The 13,406-nt window shown below is 72.6% G+C and carries 10 protein-coding genes; 3 read left to right on the forward strand and 7 right to left on the reverse strand.

The window, feature by feature from the left end:
- Positions 1-110 precede the first annotated feature (110 nt).
- The 5 genes from ACFVZW_RS34855 to ACFVZW_RS34875 form a co-directional block, all read right to left on the reverse strand.
- Complete coding sequence (locus tag ACFVZW_RS34855; RefSeq protein ID WP_384530176.1) at positions 111-3,149, reverse strand: NPCBM/NEW2 domain-containing protein; 3,039 nt, start codon at positions 3,147-3,149, stop codon at positions 111-113.
- Positions 3,150-3,282: 133 nt separating this feature from the next.
- On the reverse strand, positions 3,283-4,512 hold the full coding sequence (gene mshC / locus ACFVZW_RS34860) for a cysteine--1-D-myo-inosityl 2-amino-2-deoxy-alpha-D-glucopyranoside ligase (protein WP_384530179.1): 1,230 nt from the start codon (positions 4,510-4,512) through the stop codon (positions 3,283-3,285).
- Positions 4,513-4,656: 144 nt separating this feature from the next.
- Positions 4,657-5,493, reverse strand: a complete 837-nt coding sequence (locus ACFVZW_RS34865; protein WP_384530182.1) for an SCO1664 family protein — start codon at positions 5,491-5,493, stop codon at positions 4,657-4,659.
- Complete coding sequence (locus ACFVZW_RS34870) at positions 5,457-6,047, reverse strand: DUF3090 domain-containing protein (RefSeq protein ID WP_384530185.1); 591 nt, start codon at positions 6,045-6,047, stop codon at positions 5,457-5,459. Before ACFVZW_RS34870 ends, ACFVZW_RS34865 begins: the two co-directional genes overlap by 37 nt.
- 76 nt (positions 6,048-6,123) lie before the next feature.
- Positions 6,124-6,813: a histidine phosphatase family protein gene (locus tag ACFVZW_RS34875; RefSeq protein ID WP_384530188.1), complete on the reverse strand. Its 690-nt coding sequence runs from the start codon at positions 6,811-6,813 to the stop codon at positions 6,124-6,126.
- 94 nt (positions 6,814-6,907) lie between these two features.
- Between ACFVZW_RS34875 and corA the strand changes: the two genes are divergently transcribed.
- Positions 6,908-7,900 (forward strand): magnesium/cobalt transporter CorA, encoded by a 993-nt coding sequence (gene corA, locus ACFVZW_RS34880; protein ID WP_384530202.1) that lies wholly within the window; start codon positions 6,908-6,910, stop codon positions 7,898-7,900.
- Positions 7,901-7,916: 16 nt separating this feature from the next.
- Here the strand turns inward: corA and ACFVZW_RS34885 are convergent, their stop codons facing one another.
- Both ACFVZW_RS34885 and ACFVZW_RS34890 read right to left on the reverse strand, forming a co-directional pair.
- Positions 7,917-8,702 (reverse strand): ferritin-like domain-containing protein, encoded by a 786-nt coding sequence (locus ACFVZW_RS34885; RefSeq protein ID WP_384530191.1) that lies wholly within the window; start codon positions 8,700-8,702, stop codon positions 7,917-7,919.
- A gap of 214 nt (positions 8,703-8,916) precedes the next feature.
- Complete coding sequence (locus ACFVZW_RS34890) at positions 8,917-9,966, reverse strand: LLM class F420-dependent oxidoreductase (protein ID WP_384530194.1); 1,050 nt, start codon at positions 9,964-9,966, stop codon at positions 8,917-8,919.
- Positions 9,967-10,095: 129 nt separating this feature from the next.
- Between ACFVZW_RS34890 and ACFVZW_RS34895 the strand changes: the two genes are divergently transcribed.
- Both ACFVZW_RS34895 and ACFVZW_RS34900 read left to right on the forward strand, forming a co-directional pair.
- On the forward strand, positions 10,096-11,082 hold the full coding sequence (locus ACFVZW_RS34895) for an aldo/keto reductase (RefSeq protein WP_384530197.1): 987 nt from the start codon (positions 10,096-10,098) through the stop codon (positions 11,080-11,082).
- Positions 11,079-13,355 carry a helix-hairpin-helix domain-containing protein gene (locus tag ACFVZW_RS34900; protein WP_384530200.1) on the forward strand — a complete coding sequence of 759 codons (2,277 nt, stop codon included), beginning with the start codon at positions 11,079-11,081 and terminating at the stop codon, positions 13,353-13,355. The genes ACFVZW_RS34895 and ACFVZW_RS34900 overlap by 4 nt, the downstream gene beginning before the upstream one ends.
- The last annotated feature ends 51 nt before the right edge of the window (positions 13,356-13,406 follow it).

Raw genomic sequence — 13,406 nt, forward strand, 5'->3', positions numbered from 1 at the left:
GTGCCTCCTCTGGTCCGCGGGCGCCCCCCCCGCCTGGGGCCCGCGCCGCGCCTAATAAATACCCCCGGGCGGGGGGGGCGGCCCCCGCCCCCCCCCCCCCCCCTCCTCACTCAGGCGCAGGCGAAGCGCGCGGCCGCCCAGTCCCCGTGGTCACCGCTCTTGGAGCCGTTGGTGTCGGTGATCCGGAGGCGGACATGACGGGCGCCGGTCACATCGACGTCGACCGGCACGGTCGCCGAGGCGCCGGTCAGCTTCGGTGAGGTCCACAGCACCTTGCCGTCGGCCTCGACCGAGAACGCGACCTCCCCGTAGCCGTTGATCTCGTCGTCGATGCCGACGTCCGCGGTGAAGGCGGTGCACCGGCCGCCGAGGTAGACCTCGATGTCGGAGTCGGCATGGGCGCCGATGCCCTTCTCGTAGGTCTTGCCGGCCAGCGTGAGAGTGCGGCCGTCGCTCGCACCCGACTCGCCGTTGGAGCGGTCGCGTTCGGGCGGCCCCCAGCCGTTGGTGGCCTTCAGCCAGACCAGATCGCTCGCCCAGGCGTCGGTGGACGGCGGTTCCGGCATCACTCCGACCGCGAAGCGGTGGACGGCCGTGCGGTCCTGCCCTGCGGAGCGGTGGCGGGCCGTCGCCGTGAGCGTGGCCTCGCCCGGCTTGGCGTCCTTGGCCGGGGTGACGGAGACCTCGACCCGCTTCGTGGTGCCGGCCGGGACGCGCGCGATCGGCGCGGCCGGGGCGACCTGCCAGCCGGCGGGGGCCGTCAGCGAGACCGCGACCCCGGTGGCGTCCTTCGTACCCGCCGTGACGTCGACGGCCACGGTGCCGGGGGCGCCGGCGCCCAGCTCCTGCCCGGTCGGGACGGCGACCGTGGCGGCGGCGCCCGGTACGGCTCCGCCGACCGCGCTGGTGTCCTCCAGTTCGAGGGTGAAGGCCCGGTCGGTGCGCTGGGCCGCCGTCTTGACCTTCACCACTCCCCCGCGGTCGTCGCGGTCGTACCACCAGCCCTGGCCGGCCGCCTCAAAGGCGGCCTGGGAGCCGAGGCGGGGCAGCTCGCGCCCGCCGAGGCTGACCTCGCTGGGCGCGTCGCCGGTGTGGACGGTGAACTGGTACGGCCGGGAGGCCGACTTGCCCGCGAAGGAGCCCTTGCTCGCCCCGATCCGGACGGTCACGTCACCCGCGCCGCGCTTCGGCGCGCGGACCTCGGCGGTCTGGGTGGCGTACTGGCCGGTGCGGTGGGCGCGGGTGACGCCGTCGTCCTCGTACAGCTCGAAGGAGGAGCTGCCCTGCGGGTAGATGTCCCAGGCGAGCGGGGAGCCGGCGGTGCGGTCGGCGTACGAGCGGATGCCGCCGGGCCACATCGGGACGGTGGCTCCGGCCCGTACGAACAGGGGCAGGGTGTCGAGCGGGGCGCTGTAGTCGTCGACGGTGACCGGGCCCTCGTAGGTGCGCCCGCTCCAGTAGTCGATCCAGGTGCCCTTGGGGAGGTAGATGCCGTCGCGCTCGACGGCGTCCTGGTAGACGGGGGCGACGAGGAAGTCCTCGCCGCTCAGGAACTCGTACTTCGCCGTCTCGCTCGCGGCCCTCGGGTCGTCGGGGTACTCCAGGACGAGCGGCCGGGCCAGGCCGACGCCGGTCGTGGTGGCCCGGTGGGCGTGCGAGTAGATGTACGGCAGCAGCGACTCGTGGAGCTTCAGGTAGTCGCGGTTGATCGAGGTGTACGGCTCCCCGTAGCGGAAGGGCTGCTTGTCGTTGGCGGCCCAGCCGTCCATGGTCATGGTGACCGGGAGGAACATCTTCCACTGGAGGTCGCGGGTGTACGTCTTGGCGCTGCCGCCGAAGATGCCGTCGACGTCGCCCGTGGTGTAGGCGAGGCCGGACATGGAGGCGCCGGCGTAGGTGGGGATCTGCCAGCGGATGTACTCCCAGGTGCCGGACTGGTCGCCGGACCACTGGACTCCGCAGGCCTGCGCACCGGACCAGCTCTCGGGGGCCCAGGTGAAGCCGCGGGCGTCGCTGTGGGCCTCGATGCCGGCGTAGGCGTCCTTGCAGCCGTCGAGGGCGAACTTGTAGCCCTCGCCGACCCACGCGACGTCGAGCTTGGCGACCCGCTGGCCGGCCTTCACCTGCTCGCCGAGCTTGTCGATGCCGTCCTCGGTCCACAGGCCGAGCTGCATCTTGCGCTGCTGGAGGCCGGTCGCGGTCTCCGCGAGGTTCTCGTAGCCGCAGCCGTAGCCGTCGTTGACGAGCATCCAGCCGTTGGGCATGTCGTTGGCGACGTAGCCGTCGGCGACCTTCAGGGCGTCGAGGGTGTGGCGCTCGCCGCGGTTGGCGTTGTGGAGGTAGCAGTCGGCGTCGCCGATCTCCAGGCCGTAGACGGGCGGCAGGAAGGGCTTGCCGGTGAGGTTCGTGTACTGGCCGATGACGTCCTTGAGGGCGTCGGAGCCGGAGCCCGCGAAGTAGTAGGCGTCGAAGCGCTGTTCGCGGGCGGTGGTGGTGACGGGCTCACCGAACACGTACGTGTTGGGGGCGTAGGTGTTGCGGTAGACGCCGTAGCCGGCCGAGGAGAGGTAGAACGGGACGGAGTTGGGATGTCCGCCGTCGTTCCAGTTGTAGTCGACGCCGACTTCGACGGTCTTGCCGCGGTGCGAGGTGTTGCCGCGGCCGTTCTGCATCCCGGCGCCGTAGAACTGCTCGTCGGCGCCCCGGGTCAGGGACTGGGTGGTGCGGTCCTGGCTCCAGGTCAGACCCGTGGTCTCGGACCACAGGGGTGTGCCGTCGGCGCGGAAGGCGGCGAAGCGGAGCGGGGCCTTGTAGGCGCGCAGGGTCACCTTCGCGGAGGTGAGTTCGTAGCGGTCGCCGCGGTCGTACCAGCGGGTGGCGGGCGGCGGGCCCTGGGGCAGGACGATGTCCTGTCCGGTGGGGTCGGCGAACCGTCCGTCGGGGGCCAGTTCGATGCGGAAGGTCTCGGCGGTGACGAAGCTGACGCGGGCCTGTGCCTGACCGGCGGTCAGCCGGTAGACGGCTCCGTCGGCGGCGAAGCCGGTGACGTCCCCGACGGTGGTGGGCGACGGCTCGGCGGACTGGGCGCTGCCCGGGCCGGCGAGCACGGCGAGGAGCCCGAGCACGGCACCGGAGAGTGCAGCCTTCATGCGCACTATTGATTGCATGGAGCGTATTTAGCGCAGAAACGAGCACAGAGCCAGGACAAAACGGAACCGCCCTTGGACTTCACCGAGAAGTCCAAGGGCGGTTGCCTGAAAGAGAGTTGAGCGGGAGGCGGTCCTACAGGGCCACACCGAGCAGTGCGTCGACGGCGCGGGAGGCGAGGCCGGGTGCGGACTCGTCCGTGCCGCCGTCGGCGCTCTGGCGCTCCGCCCAGCGGTCGACGGCCGTGAGCGCGGTGGGCGTGTCGAGGTCGTCCGCCAGGGCTTCGCGGATCTCCTCCACGAGCGCGTCGGCGGACGGGCCGTCGGGGCGGGAGACGGCGGCGCGCCAGCGGTCGAGGCGCTCCACCGCGTCCTGGAGGACCTGGTCGGTCCACTCCCAGTCGGCGCGGTAGTGGTGCGAGAGCAGCGCGAGGCGGATGGCGGCCGGGTCGACGCCCTCGCGGCGGAGCGCGGAGACGAAGACGAGGTTGCCCTTGGACTTGGACATCTTCTCGCCGTGCAGCGCGACCATGCCGGCGTGGACGTACGCCTTGGCCATGGGGAACTCGCCGGTCAGCGACTGGGCGTGGGAGGCACCCATCTCGTGGTGCGGGAAGATCAGGTCCGATCCGCCGCCCTGCACGTCGAAGCCCATGCCCAGGTGGTCGAGGGCGATGGCGACGCACTCGATGTGCCAGCCGGGGCGCCCGGGGCCGAGGCTGCCGCCGTCCCAGCTCGGCTCGCCCTCGCGGGCGGCCATCCAGAGCATCGGGTCGAGCGGGTTCTTCTTGCCCGGGCGGTCCGGGTCGCCGCCGCGCTCGGCGGAGAGGTGGCGCATCAGCTCGGTGTCGTAGTTCGACACCTGGCCGAAGTGCGGGTCGGCCTCCACGGAGAAGTAGATGTCGCCCTCGAGCTCGTACGCGGCGCCGGAGTCCCGCAGCCGCTCGACGAGCGGCACGATGCCCGGTATGGCCTCGACGGCGCCGATGTAGTGCTGCGGCGGCAGCATCCGCAGAGCGGTCATGTCCTCGCGGAACAGGGCGGTCTCGCGCTCGGCCAGGCCGACCCAGTCGATGCCGTCGCGCAGCGCCCGCTCCAGGAGCGGATCGTCGACGTCCGTGACGTTCTGGACGTAGTGGACCTGCCGCTTGGTGTCGAGCCACACGCGCTGAACGAGGTCGAACGCGTTGTAGGTCGCCGCGTGACCCATGTGGGTCGCGTCGTACGGCGTGATGCCGCAGACGTAGATACGGGCGACGGGACCGGGGGCGAGGGTCACTCGTCCGCCGGTCGCGGTGTCGTGGATCCGGAGGTCGCGGCCCTTGCCGGGCAGGGCGGGGACCTCAGAAGCGGGCCAGGCATGCATGACCTGAGCGTAACCGGACACCTGTTCCGGATACGAACCGGATGCGGGATCTTGGCCGACAAGGCGCTCTTGCAGCTCGCGGCCGTTCGTGCATACCCCCTGGGGGTGCGAGCCATGAATCGGGGCTTGGCCGGATCCGATCGGTCAGACCGGTGGCCAGGGGATCGCCGGCCACTGCCCGGACGGCTCGGGGTGCCGGCCGGTGGCGCGCAGGTCGCTCACCCGGCCGCGCAGGGCGTCCACCTCGGCCGCCGTGAGCAGCTCCGCCAGCCGGGTGGTGAGCGGCGTGCCGGGGGCCAGGGAGCCGTCGAGTCGGTCGAGCACCGCGGTGACCTCGGCGGGCAGCTCCTCGCCCGCCCAGCCCCACAGCAGGGTACGCAGCTTGTCGTCCACGTTGAAGGTCACACCGTGGTCGATGGCGTACAGACGCCCGTCCGGGGCCGGCAGCAGATGCCCGCCCTTGCGGTCGCCGTTGTTGATGACCGCGTCCAGGACGGCGAGTCGGCGCAGTTCGGGGCTGTCGGCGTGGACGAGGAGCGCGGTGCGGTCCTCGCCGACCTGCGCCGGGCCGACGGCCTTCCAGCCCTCCCCCGCCTGCTCGTCCTCGGTGAGCGCCAGCAGGTTCGCGGCGGGGTCTGCCTCGATCCACAGCTGGACCATGCCCTCGCCGTACGGGCCGTCGCGCAGCACGGTGGGCGGTACGAGTCCCCAGCCGGTGGCCTCGGAGAGCTCGTAGGCGGCGACCTCGCGCTGGGCGAGCGTGCCGTCGGGGAAGTCCCAGAGCGGGCGCTCGCCCGCCACGGGCTTGTAGACGCAGGACGCCTCCTCGCCGGCGTGGGCGACGGAGCAGAACAGCACCGCGTTGGAGGCCTCGCGGACCTGGCCGCGGACGGTCAGCTCCCCCTTGGTGAGCAGGTCGATGACCGCCCGGTTGTCGGGACCGCTCATGCGCCGCGTCGGTATCCGTTCTGGCGCGGGCACACATGGCCCTCGGGGTCGAGCGGCAGGCTGCACAGGGGGCACGGCGGGCGGCCGGCGTTGACCACGTCGAGGGCGCGCTTGGCGAAGGCCCTGGCCTGGGCGCCGGTGAGACGGACGCGCAGCATCGGCGGGCCGTTCTCCTCGTCCTGGAGCATCCGCTCCTCGGCCTCGGCGAGGTCCTCGTCGGTCTCGGCGTCGAGTTCGACCAGTGCCTGGGCCTCGACGATCATGCGCTGTTCCTCGCCGTCCCAGGCGAGCGCCATCGTGCCGACCCGGAACTCCTCCTCGACCGGGATGTCGAGGGGGGCGGTGTCCGCGATGTCGGCGGGGGCGATGGCCGGGACGGGGGCGTTGCCGCCGGTGCGGCGCACGACCTCGTCGAGGAGTTCGTCGATGCGCTCGGCGAGCGCGGCGACCTGGGTCTTCTCCAGGGCCACGCTGGTGACCCGGCCCGCCGCGGACGCCTGCAGGAAGAACGTACGGCGGCCAGGCAGCCCGACCGTGCCGGCCACGAAACGCTCCGGTGGGTCGTAGAGGAACACCTGACGGGACACGTCCCTGACTCCCTTGAGTCTCGACAGTGGTGGAGCTCGCGCTACAGCGGCCCGTCCACCCTACTGCGCGGATGGATCACGGTGCGCCCGCACCGCCTCCGACCTCCGCGGCCCCGCCCGTGTCGCCGCTCTCCTTGGGGGCGAGGGCGGCGAAGTCGCCGGTGTCGCCGAGGCGTACGAGGAAGGGGCGCAGCCGCGTGTAGCGGATGGCGGTGACCGAGCAGGGGTCGACGTGGATGCGCTGGAAGAGGTCGAGGTGCATCCCGAGGGCGTCGGCGACGATCGACTTGATGACGTCTCCGTGCGAGCACATCGCGTAGACGGCGTCCTCGCCGTGCTCGGCCTCTATCCGGGCGTTCCAGTCCCGTACGGCGTCGACGGCGCGCGCCTGCATGGCGCGCATCGACTCGCCGCCGGGGAAGGTCGCGGCGGAGGCGTGGGCCTGGACGATCCCCATCAGCGGCTCGTCGCCCAGTTCGGCGAGCTTGCGGCCGGACCAGTCGCCGTAGTCGCACTCGTTGATCCGCTCGTCGGTGTGGAACGGCAGCTCCGGGCGGGCGTCGAGGAGCGGTCGCAACGTCTCGCGGCACCGCTGCAGCGGGCTGGAGACGACGGCGGCGAGCGGCACCCCGGCCAGGCGACCGGGCAGCGCGGCGGCCTGCGCGGCCCCCCGCTCGTCGAGGGCGACCCCGGGCAGCCGTCCGGCGAGGACCCCTGAGGTGTTGGCGGTGGAGCGTCCGTGGCGGACGAGGATCAACGTGGCCATGGCGGCAAGGGTAAGTGCGCCCACGCGCGCGTGGGCGGGTCTGTGGACGATCCGGGTGCACGCGCGTGTGCGGGACGGGGGCGGGCGGGGAAGAATACGGCGCGTGATCGTGGACTCCGCCATCTACCGCGACGGGCGCCGCAAGGACGGCCCCGCCGACCTGTCCGACGCCCTGGAGGAGGCGAGGGCGACCGGCGACGCGTTCCTGTGGGTGGGGCTGTACGAGCCGACGGAGGCCGAGTTCGATCACGTCTCGGCCGAGTTCGCGCTGCATCCGCTGGCCGTCGAGGACGCCTTGAAGGCCCATCAGCGGCCCAAGCTGGAGGTCTACGACGACTCGCTCTTCATGGTCCTCAAGCCGGTGGTGTACGAGCCGGAGAGCGACCGGGTCTCCACGGGTGAACTGATGGTCTTCGTCGGAGACTCGTTCGTGGTGACGGTCCGGCACGGCGAGGGCGCGCCGCTGGCCGCCGTGCGCCGCCGCCTGGAAGCCGATCCGGACGTACTGCGGCACGGCCCGACGGCCGTCCTCTACGCCATCAGTGACGCGGTCGTCGACCACTACATCGAGGTGGTCGGCGAGCTCCAGGTGGACCTGGAGGAGTTGGAGACCGATGTGTTCGCGCCGACCGGCGGGAACCCGGGGAGCACGGCGGAGCGGATCTACACCGCCAAGCGCCAGGTGCTCGAGTTCCGCCGGGCCGCGGGCCCGCTGGCGGCGCCGGTGGAGAAGCTCGCGACCGGGGCCGTGCCGTTCGTGAACCAGCACGCGAAGCCCTTCTTCCGGGATGTCAGCGACCATCTTCTCCGCGTCAACGAGCAGGTGGAGGGCCTGAACCAGCTGCTGTCGGACGTGCTGGCGGCACATCTGGCGCAGATGGGCGTGCGGCAGAACGACGACGTGCGGAAGATCTCGGCGTGGGCGGCCATGGCCGCGGTCCCCACGATGGTCGCGGGGATCTACGGCATGAACTTCGAGCACATGCCGGAGCTGACGTGGACCTGGGCGTATCCGGCCGTGATCCTTGTGATGGTCTGTATCGAGGTCGGTCTCTACCGGCTGTTCAAGCGCCGCGGCTGGATGTAGCGACGGGTCCGGCGGTTCAGAACGCGGGGGCGGGTGTCATGGGACCGCCCAGCGCGTTGCGCCGCTCGGGCATCTCCAGGCCGACCATCTTGTGCCAGCCGGCGGCCCGTTCCCACGCGTACATGCCGTGGATCCCGGCGGCGAGGGCGGCCGACTTGGGCTTGGGCCAGGCGAGGATGCGGCCCATGTGGCTCATCACGGCGAGGCTCACGTCGCGGTAGACCTTGATCTCGGCGAGCGCGGACTCCCGCAGGGTGTGCTGGATGAGCCGGCCGTGTCCCGCGTGGGCGAGGCGCAGCAGTTCCTCGTGGCAGTAGGCGAGGTGGTTCGCCTCGTCGTTGTCGATCATGTGGATGGCCTTGCCGAGCTCGGGGTGGTCCCCGAAGTACGTGACCAGCATGTCCATCTGGTCCGCGGCCCGTTGCTCGGTGACCCGGCTGTGTGCGAGGTAGACGACGATGTCCTGCTCGGTCAGCGGCTCGTCGCGGCGGAGCTTGTCGTGGGCGAGGCCGATGCCGCGCTGTTCGAGGAGCATCGTGTAGTCGGTCTCGGGGGGCACCGGCACAGGCTCCAGGCCGCGCTTCTTCAGCAGGGCGTTGAAGATCCGGCCGTGCTTGTCCTCGTCGGCGCCGTGCCGGGTGATCTTGGGGGCGAGATCCCGCATCCCCGGCGCGACCAGGGCCGCGATCCGGGCGTTCTCCCACCCGCCCTGGGACTCACCGCTGGCGGCGATGGAGCAGAAGAGCCGGAAGGACTCGTCGTTGTCGATGATTTCCTGGAACAGGCCCTTGGCCGTGAGCATTGCTGCCACCTCCCATGCGGGCGTCCGCACGCCGCACGTCCGCAGAGAACGAGTCAAATGCGGTACCGGCGAGTGGGCAACAGGAGCGACGGGGGACTCGGCCAAAAGAAGGAACGCCGCGCTCGTAACCAGGAGCTCCCTGGCGCGTTGTGCTGCATGACGGCCGTGGCGGGGAAGACCCCCCGAGCCCCCACCACGGCCGCAGACTTTCCGGTTACGCGAGGCCCGCCCGCTCCAGGGCCTCGGTGCCCGCCCGCAGCGCCGCCAGCCGCTCGTCGAGGGTGAAGCCGGCCGGGGCGATGGTCAGGGTCGTGACACCGGCCTCGGCGTAGGCCTTCATCCGGTCGGCGATCCGCTCGACGGAGCCGAGCAGGGTGGTCTGGTCGATCAGCTGCCGCGGTACGGCGGCGGCCGCGCCGGTCTTGTCACCGGCCAGGTACTTGTCCTGGATCTCGGCGGCCTGCTTCTCGTAGCCCATGCGCTGCGCGAGCTGGTTGTAGAAGTTCTGCTTGCGGCTGCCCATGCCGCCCACGTACAGCGCGGTGTACGGACGGAAGATGTCGGCGAGGGCGTCGATGTCGTCGCCGAGGGCGAGCGGCAGCGTCGGGTGGACGTCGAAGCCTTCCATGGTCAGCCCGGCCTTCTCGCGGCCCGCGCGGAGCGGGCGCAGCGCGGTCTCCTCCAGGTGCTCGGCGGAGGGGAAGATGAGCAGCGCGCCGTCGGCGATCTCGCCGGTCTGCTCCAGGTTCTTCGGGCCGATCGCGGCGATGTAGAGCGGGATGTGCTCGCGCTGCGGGTGGACGGTGAGCTTGATGGGCTTGCCCGGGCCGTCCGGCAGCGGGAGCGTCCAGTGCTCGCCCTCGTACGTGAGGCGCTCGCGCGACATGGCCTTGCGGACGATCTCGACGTACTCGCGCGTGCGGGCCAGCGGCTTGTCGAACTTGACGCCGTACCAGCCCTCGGAGACCTGTGGTCCCGAGACGCCGAGGCCGAGACGGAACCGGCCACCGGAGAGCGAGTCGAGGGTGGCGGCGGTCATCGCCGTCATCGCGGGCTGGCGCGCCGGGATCTGCATGATCGCGGAACCGACGTCGATCCGCTCGGTCTTGGCGGCCACCCAGGAGAGCACGGTCGGCGCGTCGGAGCCGTAGGCCTCGGCGGCCCAGCACACGTCGTAGCCGAGGCGGTCCGCCTCCTGGGCGACGGCGAGATTGTCGCCGTCCATACCGGCGCCCCAGTAGCCGAGGTTGATGCCGAGCCTCATGACCACACCCTCTTTACCGATCAGTAACGTCCCTTGGCCCGGACTCTAGCGCGCGGGTACGCGATCCGTCAGGGGGAGGTTGTCCACAGCCTCTCTCCGCGTGGGGTCCTGGCCAGTAATCTCGCGCCCATGGAGCAGAGGCATCTCGGCCGTACCGGCCTGCGCGTGTCCCGGATCGGGCTCGGCACCCTCACCTGGGGCCGGGACACCGACGAGCACGACGCCGCCGACCAGTTGAAGGCGTTCTGGGACGCGGGCGGCACGCTGGTCGACACCGCGGACGTGTACGGCGGCGGCGAGGCGGAGTACGTGCTGGGGCAGCTCATGGAGCGGCTGGTGCCCCGGCGCGATCTCGTCATCTCCACGAAGGCGGGCAGCGTGCCCGATCCCGACCGCAGGATGGACGGCTCGCGCGGCCATCTCCTGGCCGCGCTCGACGCCTCCCTGGCCCGCCTCGGCACCGACCACGTGGATCTGTGGCAGCTCCATGCCTTCGATCCGCACACCCCGCTGGAGGAGTCCCTCCAGGCGCTGGACATCGCCGTGAGCAGTGGACGGGCGCGGTACGTGGGGGTGTCGAACTTCTGCGGGTGGCAGCTGGCCAAGGCCGGGACCTGGCAGCTCGGCGCCCCGGGCGCGGCGCGGACCCGGCTGGCGGCGACGCAGATGGAGTACTCGCTGCTGCAGCGGGGCGTGGAGCGGGAGGTGCTGCCGGCCGCCCTCGATCTGGGGATAGGTCTGCTGCCGTCCTCGCCGCTGGGCCGAGGCGTGCTGACGGGCAAGTACCGGCAGGGCACCCCGACGGACTCCCGGGGCGGCTCGGAGACCATGGCGCCCTTCGTGGAGCCGTACCTGGACGAGGCGGCGAGCCGGATCGTGGACGCGGTCGCGACGGCGGCGGACGGCCTGTCGACGACACCGCTCCAGGTGGCGCTCGCCTGGGTGCGCGACCGCCCCGGGGTGACCGCCCCGATCGTCGGCGCGCGCAACGCGAAGCAGCTCACGGCGGCGTTGTCAGTGGAGAGCCTTAGTCTTCCTGACGAGATCTGCCGGGCGCTCGACGACGTGTCTGCGCCCGTGCACCGCTATCCGGACCAGGACTGGAGCACCCTGTGACCGAGCCTTCCCGGGAGACCCCTCCCGAGGCAGCCGAGCCCGCGCCGGGCGAGGACGAGGCCACGACCGAGCACCCCGTGGAGGGCGCCGACGGCGGCGAGGCCCGTGCGAGTGCCGCCGACGCGCCGGAGCAGACCGACGGCGACGACGCCGCGTCGGCCACGGGTGCGGCGTCGGCGCAGGACGAGCCGGCCGACGGCGGCGAGGCGAGGGCCGCCGAGCTCTCGGAGGCTCAGGCCGAGCTCGCCGCGCAGCGGGAGCTGCGGGCCCGGATCGAGCAGCGCAAGGCGGAGAAGGAAGGGCCCGTCGCCGCGGGCGGCAAGCTGAGCGGCAAGGCGGCCGATCTGCTCGCCGCGGTACGGGCCGTGGAGAGCGGTACGAAGTCGGTCGGCGCGCTCCTGGACGCGCCGGAGCCCGAATCCCGGCGCCCGGCCCCCGCGGCGGCGCCGGCCACGACGGTGCGGCCGGCCCCGGTCGAGAGGGCGGCGGCCTCCGCCGAGACGCTGACGGCCGTGCGGGAGGTCCTGGCATGCGGCGGGGCGCCGGAGTCGCTGACCGGGCAGGTCGCCACCGTGCTCGGCGAGGGCGCCGCCGAGGCGCTGCGCGAGGACCCCTGGCAGCTGCTCTCGGTGCCCGGAGTCCAGCCCGAGCATGCGGACGGCTTCGCGCGGGCCCTGCTCGGCGCGGAGTGCGGTCCCGGCGATGCCCGCCGCGCGGTCGCCCTGGTGGCCTGGCTGCTCGAACGGGCCGCGCTGAAGGGCCACACGGCCCTGGAGGACGGGGACGTGCGGGCCGGCCTCGCCAAGCTGTCGGTGCCGGACCCGGAGGAGGCCGTCCAGCAGGCGATCTCCGAGGGCGCGGTGCTCGTGTTCCAGGAAGAGGATGACCAGGTCGCCGAGGAGGACTCCGAGGACGACCAGGAAGCCGCGCAGGAGGAGGCGGACGTCCCCGTCCTGCTCGGGCTCGACCGGTACGCCCTCGCCGAGGAGAGCCTCGCCGACGGCCTCGCCCGGCTGGCCAAGACCGTCACCGCGGACGACTGGGAGGGGCCGGAGCTGGTGCGCGCGGTGGGCGCGCACGGGCTCGTGGCGCACACGGGCGGCGAGGCGTCCCGCCGCGAGCCGGTCGCGCTCGCCGAGGCCGCCCGGGCACGCGGTCTGCGCGTCACCGTGGCGGCGCACAGCGAGAACGGGGTCCGTCGTCTGAGGTCTCTCGCTCCGGCCGGACCGGGTGCGGCGCCGTCGTCCGCCACGGACGGGGCGGAGGCTTCGGGGACCGCGGCTTCGGCGGGACCGGCCGGCGGGCACCCCGGTGCGGAGGCGGTGACCGTCGCCGCCCTGCTGTCCGGCGCGGCCGGGCCCGGCCGCGATGAGGAGGGCGCGCTCGCCCTGGACCTGCTGGTCGTGCTCGACGCGCCGCAGCTGGACGTCGAGACCGCCGCGATGCTCGTGGAGTCGCTGCCGGACGGCTGCCGTCTCGTGCTGAGCGGCGACCCCGGTGTCCTCGGTTCGGCGGGTGCCGGCCGGGTGTTCGGCGATCTGCTGGCGGCCCGGGTGTGCCCGCAGGTCGCGTCCCGCGTCCCGGATCCCGGCCCGATCGGCGAGCTCGTCTCGGGCATCGGCATCGGTGAGCTGAACCAGGTGGAGGCGCCCGGCAAGGAGGTCGTGATCGTCCCGGTCCGGGACGCGGGCGAGGCCGTCCACCGGACGGTGCAGCTGGTCGCCGACTCCGTTCCGCGGGCGATCGGTGTGCCGGCCGGGCAGACACAGGTGATCACGGTCGGCCATGGCGGCTCGGCGGGCACCCGCGCGCTGAACGCCGCGTTGAAGCAGCGGCTCAACCCCGGCCCGGGGCGCTTCGGCGGCTTCGATCCGGGTGACCGGGTGGCGTATGTCACGGCCCCGGGGCGCACGGTGACCGGGACGGTCGTCTCGGCCGACGCCGAGGGCCTGCGGCTGGAGTGCGAGGGCGAGGAGCTCGTCGTACCGAAGGAGCGGGTGGAGTCGGCGCTGCGGCACGGCTGGGCGCTCACCGCGCACCAGGCGGCCGGGATGCGCTGGCCGGCCGCAGTCGTGGTGCTGCCGGGCGACGCCGCGCACAGCCTGGACCGGCCCTGGGTCTACACGGCCTTCGGCCGTGGCGAGCGCCATCTGTCGGTCGTCCACGGCGTGGACCAGGCACTGCCCCGCGCCGTGGCCGAGGGGGTGGCCCAGGACCGTACGACCCGGCTGCGGCCGCTCCTGGAGGCTCTTCTGGCCGTCGGGGAGGAATGACCCGACGAGGGACGGACGGAGTACGGCGGAGGGCGGGACACCGTGTGGGTG

Origin of the sequence: Streptomyces sp. NPDC059567 (assembly GCF_042735655.1) — a bacterium.
In the GTDB taxonomy this organism is placed as follows: domain Bacteria; phylum Actinomycetota; class Actinomycetes; order Streptomycetales; family Streptomycetaceae; genus Streptomyces.

Bases quoted from the DNA above. Each gene is read 5' to 3' on its own strand.
- ACFVZW_RS34855 (WP_384530176.1), bottom strand. From the start codon at position 3,149: ATGAAGGCTGCACTCTCCGGTGCCGTGCTCGGGCTCCTCGCCGTGCTC.
- mshC (WP_384530179.1), bottom strand. From the start codon at position 4,512: ATGCATGCCTGGCCCGCTTCTGAGGTCCCCGCCCTGCCCGGCAAGGGC.
- ACFVZW_RS34875 (WP_384530188.1), bottom strand. From the start codon at position 6,813: ATGGCCACGTTGATCCTCGTCCGCCACGGACGCTCCACCGCCAACACC.
- ACFVZW_RS34885 (WP_384530191.1), bottom strand. From the start codon at position 8,702: ATGCTCACGGCCAAGGGCCTGTTCCAGGAAATCATCGACAACGACGAG.
- ACFVZW_RS34890 (WP_384530194.1), bottom strand. From the start codon at position 9,966: ATGAGGCTCGGCATCAACCTCGGCTACTGGGGCGCCGGTATGGACGGC.
- ACFVZW_RS34895 (WP_384530197.1), top strand. From the start codon at position 10,096: ATGGAGCAGAGGCATCTCGGCCGTACCGGCCTGCGCGTGTCCCGGATC.